The following is a 15912-nucleotide window of genomic DNA, read 5'->3' on the forward strand; positions in this document are numbered from 1 at the left end:
AGACGGGGGAACCGTCAGGTGACTCCGCACTGGTCCAGCCGTGCACGCAAAAACACACCTTCCCGCATTGCGGGCTTCGATAACGTAAACGCTCGATATGTCACGGAAACCGCGTGCAAAAGAGGTGTTGCTTTCGTGGTGTTTTTGGGCACACAAATGCCACGCTGTGGATCAGTATCGTTGGTGTACCACAAAAATAGGCACAAATCAATAATTTGCTTCGACCGTGGCCGCAACATCACATGGCGGCCAAAGAACCACCTATAAATGGGCTACCGGAATACTGTCAAATGCTTCGTAACCGGTCCCTACCGTATAAGAAGCAAAAAAATTTCACTTCCCAACTGAAGAAACACGAAAGCCTCTTAAACTCTTCGTAATTACACGCCAATATCCGATTCGAATGAAAAGGCAAAATCCGCAAATTGACGGTGCTTTTTTACGTTAAAGTGTGATTTTTGGAGGAATCCACATCAAATGGGCTACAGAAATAATCCAAAACGCGAAAAACAGATCGAAAAAGCACGACAGCAGGCAATTGCCGAAAACGCGCCATTTCTTGATCCGGGTATACTCTATGGAAGAGCAAGCGCCGACGACATAGAATATTATTCCGCCGAAATGCTGGCCGCAAGCGCGGCGCACAGTTTCGAGGCTCTTTCGCGCTGGACTGGAGACGCGCCCCATATCAGCATCGCCCAGGTGGAGGGCGTCACCCCGCGAGATATTCCGGTAACGGTTCTGACGATTATCGGCCGCAATATGCCCTTCCTCTACGATTCCGTCATGGGTGAGGTCACAAGCAGCTATCGCGGCCTCTATCTCGCGGTCCACCCCATTCTGGTGCCGGATGAAACGGCGCAGGCGGGTTATCGCCTTGCGGAGCCTGATGACGATCCCGCCGGGAATATCAGCCTCATCCAGCTGCACATCGCCCCACTGACCCAGCAGGCCGCAACGGCGCTGGAAGAAAGATTGCGTTTCGTGCTGGCGCAGGTTCAGTCCGCCTACAGAGACTGGCGGCCCATGCTGTCGAAACTCGACGAAGCCCTAGACGAATTGTCAAAACGCGGCTCCTCGCGGCGCAAGACCGAGCGCGCGGAAGCCGTCGAGTTTCTCAACTGGCTTCGCAACGACAATTTCACCTTCCTCGGCATGCGCGATTACACCTATTCCGGAACGGGAAAGAACGCGAAAATCGAGCGCGGTGACGGCGTCGGCCTCGGCAGTTTGAGCGATCCGGATGTGCGGGTGCTGCGCCTTGGCAAGGACGCCGTGACGACGACGCCTGAAATCCTCGCCTTCCTCGACGGTCCGGATTTCCTCATCGTCACCAAGGCAAATGTGAAGTCCATCGTGCATCGCCGCGCTTATATGGATTATATCGGCATCAAGCGCTTCGACGAGGATGGGAATGTCATCGGTGAATTGCGCATCGTCGGCCTTTTCACCGCCACCGCCTATACGCGTTCGGTAAAGCACATCCCGCTGCTGCGTGCCAAAATTGCGGATGTCGAGCGGCATTTCGGTTTTGATCCGAACAGCCACTCCGGCCGCATTCTGCAGAACACGCTGGAAGCCTATCCGCGCGACGATCTCTTCCAGATCGAAACGGATCTTCTGATCCGCTTCATCGAGCAAATCATGGAACTGAGCGACCGCCCACGCGTGCGCGTCCTCGCACGTATCGACCGTTTCGACCGCTTCGTCTCGGCCATCATCTTCGTGCCGCGCGAGGAATACAATTCCTATGTGCGCGAGAAGATCGGCGACTATCTGAGCAAGGTCTATGACGGGCATATTTCCGCCTATTACCCGGCCTTCCCCGAAGGCGCTGTCGCCCGCGTCCATTTCATCGTCGGCCGCACGGAAGGCAAGACGCCGCGTATCGCGCAGGACAAGCTGGAGGATGCCGTCAGCGATATCGCAGCACGCTGGATAGACCATTTCGTTGCCCTTTCCGAACCGGGTGCACCGGTGCTGGAGGTGGATCAGGCCTATCAGGAAGCCTTCACGCCGGAAGAGGCGATTGGCGACATGGCGGATATTCTGGCCACCGTGAAGGGTGAGCCGGTCCGCATCGAGTTTTACCAGCAGGAAGGCCAGTCAGCTGAGACGCTGTCGCTGAAGATCTTCCATCGGGATGGCCATCTGCCACTGTCGCGCCGTGTGCCGCTGCTGGAAAACCTCGGTTTCAACGTCATCAGTGAGCGCACCTTCGACATCGGCGTCATCTCGGATGGCGAAAAGCGCGACATCGTGCTGCATGATATGGAACTCGCCGTCGCCAAGGGCGTGACGCTGGATCTGCCGCAATACGGACAGAAACTCGAAGAAGCATTCCTTGCTGCCTTCTCGGGCAAGGTCGATAATGACAACTTCAACCGGCTGATCCTCGCCTGCGGCCTAACCGTGCGCGAAGTGTCCGTCCTGCGCGCCTATGCGCGTTATCTGCGCCAGACCGGAATCGTTTATTCCCAGGAGCATATTTCCGAAACGCTCTTTAAATATCCGGCCATTTCACGGAATATTTTCGCGCTGTTCAAGACTGGCTTCGATCCGTCCATCGACGAGAAGAAGCGGCTGAAGAAACTGGCAGAGATGCACAAGACGATCGAAGCGGCATTGAGCGGTGTTCCCAATCTCGACGAAGACCGCACCTTGCGGCGTTATGTCAACGCCATCGACGCCACGCTTCGTACCAACTACTTCCAGAAAAACACCGATGGCACGCCGCGTGACCTGTTGGCGTTCAAGTTCGATCCCAAACATCTGGACGGCCTGCCCGATCCGCGTCCCTTCCGCGAAATCTTCGTCTACGGAACCGAAGTAGAAGGCGTGCATCTGCGCTTTGGCAAAGTGGCGCGCGGCGGTCTGCGCTGGTCGGATCGCGGCCAGGATTACCGCACGGAAGTGCTCGGTCTCGTCAAGGCGCAGCAGGTCAAGAATGCGGTGATCGTTCCCGTTGGCGCCAAGGGCGGCTTTTTCCCGAAGAACCTGCCTGTTGGCGGCTCCCGCGACGAGGTCTTCAATGCAGGCCGTGAAGCCTACAAGACCTATATCCGCACTCTTCTGTCCATCACCGACAATATCGTCGACGACGCCGTCGTACCGCCGGCCGATACGTTGCGGCTTGATGGGGACGATCCCTACTTCGTCGTCGCCGCCGATAAGGGGACAGCGACATTCTCCGATACGGCAAACGGCCTCGCCCACGACGCCGGCTTCTGGCTGGACGATGCCTTCGCATCGGGTGGTTCCGCCGGTTACGACCACAAGAAGATGGGAATCACCGCACGCGGTGCCTGGGAAACGGTAAAGCGTCATTTCCGCGAAATGGACACCGACATCCAGACCACGCCCTTCACAGTGGCAGGTGTCGGCGACATGTCCGGCGACGTTTTCGGTAACGGCATGTTGCTGTCGGAAAAGATCAGGCTGATCGCAGCCTTCGATCATCGCGACATCTTCATCGATCCGGATCCCAATACCGACAAATCCTTCGCTGAGCGCAAGCGGCTTTTCGAATTGCCACGCTCAAGCTGGCAGGATTACGACCGTTCAACGCTCTCTAAAGGCGCAATGATCATCTCGCGTTCCGAAAAATCGGTGACGCTGACGCCGGAAGCCGTCGCTGCCATCGGCATCGACAAATCCGTCGCTACACCCTTCGAGATCATGACCGCCATTCTGAAGGCGCCAACCGATCTTCTGTGGTTCGGCGGCATCGGCACCTATATCAAGGCGGCGGTGGAAACCAACGCCGAGGTGGGTGACAGGGCGAACGACCCCATCCGCGTCAACGCCACCGAGCTGCGCGCCAAGGTCATCGGCGAAGGCGCCAATCTCGGCATTACCCAGAAGGGCCGTATCGCCTATGCGCTGGCGGGTGGGCGTTGCAATTCCGACGCCATCGACAACTCGGCCGGCGTGAACTCCTCCGACGTCGAGGTCAATATCAAGATCGCCCTCGCCTCCGCGGTCAATAGCGGTCGCCTGACGATGCCGAAGCGCAACCAGCTTCTTGCCTCCATGACGCCGGAAGTGGCGCAGCTGGTGCTGCGCAACAACTACCTGCAATCGCTGGCAATCTCGCTGACGGAGCGGCTTGGGCTTGCAAACCGGGAAGAACTCGGCCGCCTGATGAGCGCGCTGGAGGCAACCGGCCAACTGAACCGCAAGGTCGAAACCTTGCCGAGCAATGCCGAGCTCAGCGAAAGATATGCCACCGGCAAGCCGCTGACCCGGCCGGAAATCGGCGTGTTGCTTTCCTATGCCAAGCTGACACTGTTCGACGCTCTGGTGGCAAGCCCGCTGCCCGACGAACCCTATCTCCAGCATCTGCTCGCAGACTATTTCCCGGCCAAGATGCAGAAGAACTATGCAGACGATATCAAGGCGCATCGCCTGCACCGCGAAATCGTTGCGACAGCGCTCGCCAATGCCGTGGTAAACCGCGGCGGCCCTGGCTTCGTGCAGAAACTCGCCGATGCGAGCGGCCTCCTGTCGGCGGATGTCGTCAAGGCAGCGGTGATCGTGGAGGACGGTTTCGGCCTCAAACGTCTTTGGAGCGAGGTCGACGCGCTTGACGGAAAGATCGGCGGAGAAGTCCAGAACGGACTTTATGCCACGATCACCCGCATCTACTCCGATGCAAGCAGGCTTTATTTGCAAACCGGGAGCGTGGGCGCTGGAACGAGCGACATGGCAACCGAAATCGAGCGCCTGAAAACTGCCATCAAGACGCTATCGCCGGCAGCGGCGAAATATCGCCGCGAGCTTGGGGTCACGGAAATCGACGGTGTTCCCTCTGGCCTTCTGGAAGAGCTGGATACGCTTTCCCTGCTGGTCTATGTGCCAGAGATCATGCGTATCGCCGAAAATGCGGGCACGACGCTTGCCCGCGCCGCCGAAAGCTACGCCACGGTCTCCTCGACCTTCCGTGTCGCGCGGCTGCTGGATGCCAGCCAGCGCATCACGCCGGCCGATCACTACGAGAGCCTGGCTCTTCTGCGCAGCCAGGACCAGATCGCCTTGTCGAGACGCCGGATCGTCATCTCGGCCCTCACCGAGTATGCGAAGGAAAAGGACCCGGTTCAGGCCTGGTATGCGGCCGACCGCGTGCGCGTCAATCGCATCGTCTCGGAACTCGGTGCACTGAGCGAAAGCGGCGATACCAATCTCGCCCGCCTGACAGTGGCGGCAGGGCTGCTTGGTGATATCGTTCAGACGCGCTGATCGACCATTCGACAAACGCCATCCGGGTGACTGGCCCGGATGGCCATAAATGAAGCGTTTGCGCCGGCATCACGCATTTTATCCCCCATATCCGATAGGACGATGAATGACTGTCCCCTCCCCAAATGCGGAAACAGTGGTTGCCAAACGCGGCATCTGGGGCTGGGTCATGTTCGATTGGGCGGCACAGCCCTTTTTCACGGTCGTTACGACCTTCGTTTTCGGACCCTACTTTGTCGCCCGCCTCACCGATGATCCTATTTCGGCGCAGGCGACATGGAGCAATATGGCGACGGTCTCCTCGATCATCATCGCCCTCTTCTCGCCCATCCTCGGCTCCATTGCCGACCAGTCCGGCGCGCGCAAACCGTGGATCGCCTTTTTTGCCGCCATCAAGATCGTCAGTCTTTTATTCCTCTGGTTTGCAGCACCGGGTTCGCCGATCATCCTGCCCATCGTCTGCATGATATTCGCATCCATCGCGGCGGAGTTTTCGATCGTCTTCAACGATTCCATGATGCCGCGACTGACCAATCCGCAGAATGTCGGACGCATTTCCAATCTCGCCTGGGGGCTCGGTTATCTCGGCGGCATGGTGGTGCTGATTGCCGTGGTGACGCTTCTGGCCGCAAATCCACAGACAGGGCTGACTATCGCCGGTATCAAGCCGCTTTTCGGTCTCGATCCCGCAACCGGCGAGGACGCCAGAATAACCGGCCCGATAGCTGCAATCTGGTATTTGCTCTTCATTCTGCCGATGTTTCTGCTGACCCCGGATGCGGACAGGGGCCTACCCTTCGGAGCGGCGATCCGCTCTGGTCTTGCGGAGCTCAAGACAACCCTGCGCGAACTTCGAGACAGACCCGTCCTGTTGCGGTTCCTGATTGCACGTATGCTTTATCAGGACGGCGTCAACGGCGTGCTCATTCTGGGTGGCGTATTTGCGGCGGGAATGTTCGGTTGGGCGACGATGGAAATCGGCCTCTTCGGCATCCTGCTCAACGTCGTCGCCATCGTGGGTTGCTTTGCGGCCGGGCGCGTCGATCAGAAACTTGGCTCGCGGATCACCATACTCATCAGCCTGGTTCTTCTGCTCATCGCGACGGTCGGCATCGTCTCGACAGGAAAGGGCTCGACACTGTTTGGCTGGATCCAATTGCCCACAGCGGACAATGGCGGCATCTTCGCAACCGGCGCGGAAAAGGCCTATCTGCTCTATGGCATATTGATTGGCCTCGCCTTCGGTCCCGTTCAGGCCTCGTCGCGTTCCTATCTGGCGCGCAACATCACCATTGCCGAGGCGGGACGCTATTTCGGCATCTATGCGCTATCGGGCCGCGCCACCAGCTTCATGGCGACGCTGTCCTTTTCAATAGCAACCTACCTCAGTGGCTCCGCACATATTGGCATGGCCACCCTCATCGTGTTTCTGGGGTTGGGCTTTGTTCTGTTGCTGCGCGTCCCGGAACGGGCGGCAAGCTAAAGAACCGGAGAGAGCATTTGAGGGGTCTCACCCGAAATGCTCCAGCCTCCTTCAGAGCTGATCGAGTTTTTGCTGCAATGCGCGCAGCTGCGACTTCAGCTCATCGATTTCGGATGCATTCGGCTTGCGCGTTTCCTTGGGCGCCTGCGGCATTGCAAAAGGCGTGAACCCCTGCATCGCCTGCCGGAACAGTTCGGTATTGCGGCGGATCTGCTCTTCCATCATTTGCAATGGAGCCTGGAAATTCCGGGCAAGCGACCCGTCACCGAACGCCTTGGCCATATGCTCCTGCATCTGGCTCTGCTGATCGGAGAAGGTTTTCATCGAATGTTCGAGAAATGTCGGAACGACCATCTGCATCTGGTCACCGTAATAGGAGATCAATTGCCGCAAAAACGCCGTTGGCAAAAGCGTATTGCCGGTTTTGGCTTCCTGTTCAACAATGATCTGCGTTAGAACCGCATGAGTGATGTCTTCGGATGATTTGGCGTCCTGAACCTTGAAGTCCTCGCCGCGTTTAACCATCTGCGCCAGATCATCCAGCGTCACATAGGTGCTGGTTCCGGTGTTGTAGAGCCGCCGGTTGGCATATTTTTTAATGATTGTTTCGCCGTCGTGTTTTGCCATGCCCGCCTCCTCGCGATGATGGTATTTTCTTGTTTTTTGGTGTTATTGCTCTTCCCGCGCGAAGTGTATGCGCAAAACAAGCCTCGTGACAAATGTTTTGTGCATCGCAACAGTTTGTTTTTTGCGCAGCAATTTTCCGCAAGATTCCGGCTTGATTTAGCAACATCTTTTAAAGCAACTTTCGGCATTTGACTTGTATTCAAAGCTTTGCCAGTCTCCGCCCGCAAGTGAGGAGAAACAGATGACGCCTTCAATCGTGATTGCCAGCGCTGCGCGCACTGCCGTCGGTTCTTTCAATGGTGGCTTTGCCAATACGCCCGCCCACGAGCTTGGGGCAACCGTCATCAACGCCGTCCTGGAGCGCGCCGGTGTCGCAGCCCATGAAATCGACGAGGTCATCCTCGGTCAGGTGTTGACGGCAGGCGAAGGGCAGAACCCGGCGCGGCAGGCGGCAATGAAAGCCGGCATTCAGCAGGAAGCAACCGCCTTCGGCATCAATCAGTTATGCGGTTCCGGCCTGCGCGCTGTCGCACTCGGCATGCAGCAGATCGTTACCGGCGACGCGGCCATCATCATTGCCGGCGGTCAGGAATCCATGTCCATGGCGCCCCATTGCGCCCATTTACGTGGCGGCGTGAAGATGGGCGATTTCAAGATGATCGACACCATGCTGAAAGACGGCCTGACGGATGCCTTTTACGGCTATCACATGGGCATAACCGCCGAGAACATCGCCCGGCAATGGCAGCTTTCCCGTGATGAACAGGACCAGTTCGCTGTCGCATCGCAAAACAAGGCCGAAGCCGCGCAGAGCGCCGGCCGTTTTGCGGATGAGATCGTGGCTTTCACGGTCAAGGGCCGCAAGGCAGATATCATCATCGATGCTGACGAACACATCCGTACCGGTGTTTCGCTGGAAATCATGGCAAAGCTGCGCCCCGCCTTCGACAAGGAGGGCACGGTAACGGCCGGCAACGCCTCCGGCCTCAATGATGGCGCTGCTGCCACACTTTTGATGTCGGAGCAGGAAGCGGCAAAGCGCGGTATCAAACCGCTGGCGCGCATCGCCTCCTGGGCGACGGCGGGTGTCGATCCGCAGATCATGGGAACCGGCCCCATCCCCGCCTCACGCAAGGCGCTGGCCAAGGCAGGCTGGTCGATCGGCGATATCGGCCTCGTTGAGGCCAACGAAGCCTTTGCCGCCCAGTCCTGCGCTGTCGTGCGTGAGCTTGGTCTTGATCCTGATATCGTCAACGTCAATGGCGGTGCGATCGCCATCGGCCATCCGATTGGCGCATCCGGCGCCCGTGTGCTGAACACGCTGATTTTCGAGATGCGCCGCCGCAACGTATCGAAGGGGCTCGCGACGCTCTGCATCGGCGGCGGCATGGGTGTTGCCATGTGCATCGAGGCGCTCTGAAAACCGCCGTGCGGCCTTCCAAAAAGCAATTCCGGTTCAGCGGCCAATAGGGTAGAAGCGGTCTCCCATTGGCCGCATTTCTGTGGCCGTTGAGCACGGCTAAAACAGTTCAGGAAATGGAGGCCATATGAGCCGGGTTGCGTTAATTTCGGGCGGGACAAGCGGCATAGGCGCAGCAATAGCCCGCGCCTTGCAGGCAGCCGGCTACCAGGTGGCCGTCAATTACGCCTTCACGACCGATAGGGCAGAGGCCTTCCAGAAAGAAACCGGCATCCCCGCGTTTCAATGGGACGTGCGAGACTATGATGCCTGCGTGAAAGGCATAGCCCAGGTTGAAGAGGCCTTCGGCCCCGTCGAGGTTCTCGTCAACAATGCCGGCATCACCCGCGATGCGATGTTTCACAAGATGACACCGCAGCAATGGCGCGAGGTGATCGACACCAACCTCACCGGCGTCTTCAACATGACGCATCCAGTCTGGCCGGGTATGCGCGACCGCGGCTTCGGTCGCATCGTCAATATTTCCTCCATCAATGGCCAGAAGGGCCAGGCAGGCCAGGTCAACTATTCCGCCTCAAAGGCTGGCGATATCGGCTTCACCAAGGCGCTCGCCCAGGAAGGCGCAAGCCGCAACATTACCGTCAACGCCATCTGCCCCGGTTACATCGGCACGGAGATGGTGAGGGCTATACCGGAGAAAGTGCTGGCCGAGCGGATCGTGCCGCAAATCCCGGTCGGGCGCCTGGGCGAACCGGAAGAAATCGCGCGCTGCGTCCTGTTTCTCGTGTCGGACGAGGCTGGTTTCATAACCGGCTCCACGATGACCGCAAATGGCGGGCAATATTTCGCCTGAGATCGGCACCCTTCTAACGGGAAGGAAGCAGGTAAACTTTTCGTGATATTTGCCCTGATGATATCGCCACGCACAAAAACTTGATCGAAAAATACCGCAATATAGGAACTGCTAAACTAATGAAAATACGACAGTTTTCGTATAGTTTAGAATGAATCCAGAGTTCACTTTCGGATATCCTCGGAGGTTTTTCTTGACAGTGGGTGTCCTGTTTTGGTTTAAGAACGAAAACAACGTGTTGCGTCATACAGGCAGTCGATCATGCTGGTTTGCAGCTGCAATTACATCACCGACCACGATATCCGGGACGTCATTAACGAACTCCTCGATGAGGACTGTTGGCAGCTTATCGTTCCGGCAAAAGTGTATCATGCCATGGAAAAACGTGGCCGCTGCTGCGGCTGTTTCCCGACTGTCGTCGACCTGATCATACAGACAACTGAAGAATATCACGCCCGTCGCCACTCGACGGAAGCAGATGTTTTTGATTTTATGTCCCGCTTGAAGCGATTCCATGAAGAGAACAGGAGAGCGGACATTGAAAGGCGACACAAGAGTCATCGAGCGGCTTAACGAAGCCCTTTTTCTAGAACTCGGTGCGGTAAACCAGTATTGGCTTCACTACCGACTTCTGAATGACTGGGGCTACACCAAGCTTGCAAAGAAGGAGCGTGCGGAATCCATCGAAGAGATGCAGCACGCCGACAAGATCATCGATCGTATCATTTTCCTGGAAGGTCATCCCAACCTCCAGACCCTGGCTCCCCTGCGCATCGGTCAGAACGTCAAGGAAGTGCTCGAAGCCGATCTGGCGGGCGAATATGACGCACGGACGTCCTACAAGAAATCGCGCGACATCTGTTCCGAGGCCGGAGACTATGTCTCGATGAAGCTGTTCGAAGCACTGCTGATCGACGAGGAAGGTCACATCGACTTCCTTGAGACCCAGCTCGAACTGCTCGGCAAGATCGGTGCGGAAAAATACGGCCAACTCAACGCCGATTCCGCCAACGAGGCAGAATAAGCTTTCGCAATCGACCAAAGAAAAGGCGGCCAGTGGCCGCCTTTTTTATTACTTGCCGGCAAGGTGCCGGAATTCCGCAACCACTTTCTCGTAGACCGCGCGCTTGAAGGGCACGATGAGCTCTGGCAGGCTTTCCATCGGCTTCCAGTCCCAGGCGTCGAATTCAGCCGTATGCCCTGTTGGAGGTGGGTCGATCTGGATTTCGCTTTCGTCGCCATCGAAACGGAAGGCAAACCAGCGTTGCGCCTGCCCGCGATACTTGCCTCTCAGGCCGATGCCGATCAGTTCGGGCGGCAGATCATAATGGATCCAGTCGCTCGCTTCCGCCAGCAACGTCACCGTTTTCATCCCCGTCTCTTCGTAAAGTTCGCGAATGGCGGCCGTCAAAGGCCGTTCACCGTCATCGATGCCGCCCTGCGGCATCTGCCACAATTGCGGTGAACCGTCATATTCCGAATTGCCTTCCCTGATGCGCCGGCCGGCCCAGACAAGGCCTTCGGCGTTCAGAACCATAATCCCCGCACAGGGACGGTAAGGCAAATCTTCTGCTTTGATTGTCATTGGAAACCCGCACTGTCTGCGCGCCGAAAAGGCGCTAAGGAATGGCCGCGCAGAAGGTTTACTGCCCCGCCTGCTGCGAAACAAGCGCAGAAACACCAACGATCTCAATACCACGACCGCCCGCCTCCCGCGACCACTTCGAGATTGCAGCGATGCTTTCGTCAAAAGCCGAGGCAACGCCGATCGCCTGACCGTTACGTCGCGCGATCCGCTCCAATTCGTCCAGCTTGTGCAGGATAGTGGCTTCGGTGACCTCACCGTCAAGCAGAACATCGGCAAAGCCCTGCGGCGCGGAAATGGCTTTGGCAATCCCGCCGCTCAGCGACTGCGCCGAAGAGGCATCGTCCAGAAAAAGCAGCCCGCGCTTGCCGATATCGCGCATGACCGGCTCGAGCGCCGCCTGCTCGGAAAGGAAACGCCCGCCGAGATAATTCATGATGCCAGTATAATTGGTAATTTTCGCCATGGAGCGATGCAGCCGGTCGATATTGACCTTCGCGGGATCGCCCGCCAGCAGCGTGTCCGGGCCGGGATTGGTGCCGGGATACCCGAAGGGCTCCAGCGGTATCTGGAGAAGGATTTCATGCCCCTCACGGCGTGCTTCCTGCATCCAGCGCTGCAGGCTGTTACCGCTTGCAGCAAAACCGAGCGTCACCTCCGGCGGCAGTTCCCGGATCGCCTTTTGCGAACCCGTCTGGCTGAGGCCGAGACCACCGACCACGATCGCCACCCGGGTGCCGCGTGCGCCGGACCATGGCCGGGCATATTGCTCCATCGGCCGCAAACCATCGGCACCGACGACCGGCAATCTGCCGAATGCGGTTTCTTCCAGCAATGCATCATTCGGCCGCGTGGCCATGCGCGGATCCTGACCGTAGGTCTGGCCGCTCATCAGCACCGGTCCGTCGCTGTCACGGGGGCGAGGAGAATAGACCGATACCACATTGCCATCCGGCATCGTCGCCCGATTTATATTCGCGCCGGAGCGGCCGCTTTCCGGCTTCAGACCAGCCGTATCGTTGGGATCCGCCACATCGGCTGCTGCCGTTTTCGGAGCATCTTCGGGGAGCTGGGGCTGGGTGTCCGGCCCGGAAGCCGTCTTCTGCAGATTGCCGGGCGACAGGGCCGTATAGACGGAAAGCCCGCCGATCGTCAGAACTGCAAGCGCGGACAGAACCATAATGACGGAAAAGCGCCGGTTGATACCGGCGCTTTTTTTCTGTCGACCCAGAAGCGGTTTTCGCAGGTCAGAAGGCAATGAACGATCCGTCCAAACGGTTAGGCAATCGAGAAAATGCGCCGGCTGGCCGGCGCATCCATCTTACTGCTTGTTGACCACAGCCTTGTCCGGGTTCGGCGGGAACGACGGATCGGTCTTGGCACCGCGCAACAGGTCCAGCGCATAATTCAGCTGGATATCGTCCTTGGCTTCCGGCGGAACGTAAGCTGAAGAACCCGAACCTTCGTCCGTTTCGCTCTGGCCCTTTATATGGCCGGTCAGGCTGGATTCACCTTCGGTCGTGACACGGCCCTGCAATTCCGGCGGCAGCGGCTGTTCGACCTTGATATCAGGCGTAATGCCCGTGCCCTGGATCGATTTGCCAGACGGCGTGTAATAAAGCGCCGTGGTCAGACGCAGCGCGCCGGCCTCGCCGAGCGGGATGATCGTCTGGACCGAACCCTTGCCGAAGGAGCGCGTGCCGACCACAGTCGCGCGACGCAGATCCTGCAGCGCACCGGCGACGATTTCAGACGCCGAAGCAGAGCCACCGTTGATGAGCACGATAACCGGCTTGCCATCGGTCAGATCGCCAGCCGTTGCATTGAAGCGACGGGTCTCGTCCGGGTTACGGCCACGGGTCGAAACGACTTCGCCACGCTGGAGGAAGGCGTCGGAAACATTGATCGCCTGATCGAGCAGACCACCGGGGTTGAGACGCAGATCGAGCACGTAGCCCTTCAGCTTGTCAGCCGGCACATCCGTCTTGATCTTCTTGATCGCCTTTTCGAGATCGTCATAGGTCTTCTCGGTAAATGAGATGACGCGGAGATAACCGACATCGCCCTCGACACGGGACTTGACCGCGCGTACGGCAATGACATCACGCATGACGGTGAATTCGAGCGGTTTGTCGGCGCCCTGGCGGATGATCGTCAGCTTGATCGGCGTCTTGACCGCGCCGCGCATCTTCTCGACCGCCTGCTCCAGCTTCAGACCGCGAACCGGCGTACCGTCGATTTCCGAAATATAGTCGCCGGCAAGAATGCCTGCGCGCGAAGCCGGCGTGTCGTCCATCGGCGAGATGACTTTGACCAGTTCATTTTCCATGGTCACTTCGATGCCGAGACCGCCGAACTCACCCTTGGTCTGGGTGCGCATGTCGTTGGCGTCCTTGGCATTCATGAAGCTCGAATGCGGATCAAGCGAGCTGAGCATGCCGTTGATGGCGTTTTCGACCAGCTTCTCGTCATCCGGCGGCGTCACATATTGCGCACGCACACGTTCGAACACGTCGCCAAAGATTGACAGTTCCTTATAGGTCGAAGGCCCGGCCGCCTGTGCCGGCATGCTCGCCGAATAAATCACACTCATCGCCGTGGCGCCCATAAGCCCACCGATAAGGAGAAGCGAAACCTTACGAATCATTGTGCGCCCTTCCGGTATTTTTTGCGGTCCACCAAGGTTGGGAATCAACCGGCACACCATCTTTCCTGAACTCAATGTAGAGCGTTGGCCGGTCGGTTTCCAGCGCCAATGCTGCTGCACTCGCTACTCTTTTTGCACCCATGGAGGCGATTGGCTCTCCGGAGAACACAAACATTCCCTGTCGTGTCCTCACATTGTCCATTCCCGTCATGACCACATGGTATCCGTCACCCGTATTGAGGATGATCATTCGGCCGTAACTGCGAAAATCTCCGGCAAATACAACAAAGCCGTCTGCGGGTGCCGTCACGATGGCCTCAGGTCCGGTCGCGACGACAATTCCCTTGGAAAAGTGGCCCGTACCATCCGCATCGCCGAACCGGCGCAACACATCTCCAGCCACCGGCAGGTCCAGCTTTGCCTTCAAACTCGCGAAGGGATATGCGGGCGCAATACGGTTTTTATCGGGCATTCCCGCCTCGGCTGCGGCACGCTCCTTCTCACGTTCCGCTTCGGAAAGACGGGCCACGCGCTGCTCTTCCGCACGCGCCCTTTCCATAGCTTCCCGCACCGAACTGATCTCACTTTCAAGCGAACCGACCAGACCCTCAAGGCTGGTCGCCTTGCTTGCAAGCTCCTCGGATCGCTTACGTTCCGCCTCCAGCGCCGCGGCCGTCTGCGAATTTCTGCGGTCGTTTTCAGCAAGCAGCAGGTCGAGGCGTTTTTCCTCTTCCAGACTTGCCGTCATCATACCCGTAAGATCGTCCTTTTCGCGAGCGATTGCCTGCCTGACGTCGGTCAATTCTTTGAGAGCAGAAACCAGCTTGTCGGTCTCACCGCGAATGCCGGGCACGACGGCGCCGAGAAGAATGGCGCTGCGCACCGAAGCCAGCGCATCATCAGGCGAAACGAGAAGGGCGGGGGGAGGGTTTCTGCCCATACGCTGCAGCGCCGCCAGAACCTCCGCCAGCACGCCACGCCTCTCGCGCAGTGATGCCTTGACGCCATCTTCGCGGACCGAAAGCTTGGCCAGACGATCCTCGCCATCGCTGATCTTGGTTTCCAGTGCCTTGCGGCGCGCAGCCGACGCTATCAGCTCGTCGCGGATACGGGCGCTATCCTGATTAAGGGAAGCAATGCTTTCCTCGAGATTTCGCGTCTTGTCTTCCGAAAGTCCGATGCTGTCGACCAGTTCTTCCAGATCCTGGCGGTTCTGATCACGGCGCTTTTCCAGCGTCTGAAGCGCCTCCGGCGACGAATCACCCTCACCAGCAGGCGCGGCACCCGCATCGTCGCGCGAAAAGGCGCGTTCAACGGGGGAAATCCCCAGGACAAGGACAGCGAAAACCGCGCCCGCAAGGGCAGCGTGGCGTTTTCGTTGAGACCTCTTGTCCATTTGAACTTTCTTTGATGCCGAAGCAGGAGCGCCGATATTAGGGATTTTGCCCCAATCTTCCAAGAGGCCAGAAACAGGCTGGCTTCAAAGCCTTCCACGCCTTTCCGTCTCGCGAAGCTTCATGTTGAAATTGAGACAATTTTCCACATGAAGATCACGCTCAAACGCGATGATAGGGATGACCGGAGAGGATGGTGACGGCGCGGTAAAGCTGTTCGGCGATCAGAATACGAACGATCTGGTGCGGCCATGTGAGCTTGCCGAGATTAAGAACGGCCGCCGCTCTGTCGTAAAGTGCAGGATCTAGGCCGTCGGCGCCACCAATCGCGATCACGAGGTCGCGCTTGCCGCTATCACGCAGATCGCCAAAAAATGAGGCAAAGGCCGGGCTATCCAGCGCCTTGCCGCGCTCGTCCAGCAGCACAAGCACGGTACCATCAGCCAGATGTTTTTCCAGCATCGCCGCTTCTTCGCGCTTGCGCGTCTCCGCGTTCGATGCCCGGCTTTCCGCGACCTCGATCACGCGCGAAAACTCCAACCCGATCGCCGGGCCGGTTTTGGCAAGGCGTTCGATATAACGGGTCGCAAGATCCTTTTCCGGGCCGGATTTCAGCCGTCCCACCGCAAAAATCGAAATCCGCATCGCAAACCTGCATCCATCGT

12 protein-coding genes are annotated in these 15912 nt (G+C 58.1%); 6 read left to right on the top strand and 6 right to left on the bottom strand.

Annotated features, from left to right (window positions below):
* Positions 1–477: 477 nt before the first annotated feature.
* Positions 478–5238 carry an NAD-glutamate dehydrogenase gene (locus GH784_RS07380; protein WP_065705117.1) on the top strand — a complete coding sequence of 1587 codons (4761 nt, stop codon included), beginning with the start codon at positions 478–480 and terminating at the stop codon, positions 5236–5238.
* 106 nt (positions 5239–5344) lie between these two features.
* Entirely contained in the window at positions 5345–6721 is a 1377-nt protein-coding gene (locus tag GH784_RS07385) for an MFS transporter (RefSeq protein WP_111782544.1), read from the top strand.
* Between the two features lie 51 nt (positions 6722–6772).
* Here GH784_RS07385 and phaR read toward each other — a convergent pair whose 3' ends face one another.
* Positions 6773–7348 carry a polyhydroxyalkanoate synthesis repressor PhaR gene (phaR, locus tag GH784_RS07390; RefSeq protein WP_003516476.1) on the bottom strand — a complete coding sequence of 192 codons (576 nt, stop codon included), beginning with the start codon at positions 7346–7348 and terminating at the stop codon, positions 6773–6775.
* A 241-nt stretch (positions 7349–7589) separates the two neighbouring features.
* Between phaR and GH784_RS07395 the strand changes: the two genes are divergently transcribed.
* The 4 genes from GH784_RS07395 (at position 7590) to bfr (ending at position 10645) form a co-directional block, all read left to right on the top strand.
* Positions 7590–8768, top strand: a complete 1179-nt coding sequence (locus GH784_RS07395) for an acetyl-CoA C-acetyltransferase (protein ID WP_065705113.1) — start codon at positions 7590–7592, stop codon at positions 8766–8768.
* A 127-nt stretch (positions 8769–8895) separates the two neighbouring features.
* On the top strand, positions 8896–9621 hold the full coding sequence (gene phbB, locus GH784_RS07400) for an acetoacetyl-CoA reductase (protein WP_013636970.1): 726 nt from the start codon (positions 8896–8898) through the stop codon (positions 9619–9621).
* 261 nt (positions 9622–9882) lie between these two features.
* Positions 9883–10194 carry a (2Fe-2S)-binding protein gene (locus GH784_RS07405; RefSeq protein WP_013636971.1) on the top strand — a complete coding sequence of 104 codons (312 nt, stop codon included), beginning with the start codon at positions 9883–9885 and terminating at the stop codon, positions 10192–10194.
* Positions 10160–10645, top strand: coding sequence for a bacterioferritin (gene bfr / locus GH784_RS07410; RefSeq protein ID WP_003516472.1), 486 nt, complete (start codon positions 10160–10162; stop codon positions 10643–10645). The genes GH784_RS07405 and bfr overlap by 35 nt, the downstream gene beginning before the upstream one ends.
* Before the next feature lie 48 nt (positions 10646–10693).
* Here bfr and GH784_RS07415 read toward each other — a convergent pair whose 3' ends face one another.
* The 5 genes from GH784_RS07415 to rlmH all read right to left on the bottom strand — a co-directional run bounded on the left by GH784_RS07415 (position 10694) and on the right by rlmH (position 15892).
* Positions 10694–11206: an RNA pyrophosphohydrolase gene (locus tag GH784_RS07415; RefSeq protein WP_013636972.1), complete on the bottom strand. Its 513-nt coding sequence runs from the start codon at positions 11204–11206 to the stop codon at positions 10694–10696.
* A gap of 58 nt (positions 11207–11264) precedes the next feature.
* Entirely contained in the window at positions 11265–12464 is a 1200-nt protein-coding gene (locus tag GH784_RS07420) for a divergent polysaccharide deacetylase family protein (RefSeq protein WP_065705111.1), read from the bottom strand.
* A 63-nt stretch (positions 12465–12527) separates the two neighbouring features.
* On the bottom strand, positions 12528–13853 hold the full coding sequence (locus GH784_RS07425; RefSeq protein ID WP_003516467.1) for a S41 family peptidase: 1326 nt from the start codon (positions 13851–13853) through the stop codon (positions 12528–12530).
* Positions 13843–15249 carry a murein hydrolase activator EnvC family protein gene (locus GH784_RS07430; protein ID WP_065660031.1) on the bottom strand — a complete coding sequence of 469 codons (1407 nt, stop codon included), beginning with the start codon at positions 15247–15249 and terminating at the stop codon, positions 13843–13845. The genes GH784_RS07425 and GH784_RS07430 overlap by 11 nt, the downstream gene beginning before the upstream one ends.
* 160 nt (positions 15250–15409) lie before the next feature.
* Positions 15410–15892, bottom strand: a complete 483-nt coding sequence (gene rlmH, locus GH784_RS07435) for a 23S rRNA (pseudouridine(1915)-N(3))-methyltransferase RlmH (protein WP_003516464.1) — start codon at positions 15890–15892, stop codon at positions 15410–15412.
* Positions 15893–15912 lie beyond the last annotated feature (20 nt).

The sequence above is a fragment of the Agrobacterium tumefaciens genome (assembly GCF_009649785.1).
Classification (GTDB): domain Bacteria; phylum Pseudomonadota; class Alphaproteobacteria; order Rhizobiales; family Rhizobiaceae; genus Agrobacterium; species Agrobacterium tumefaciens.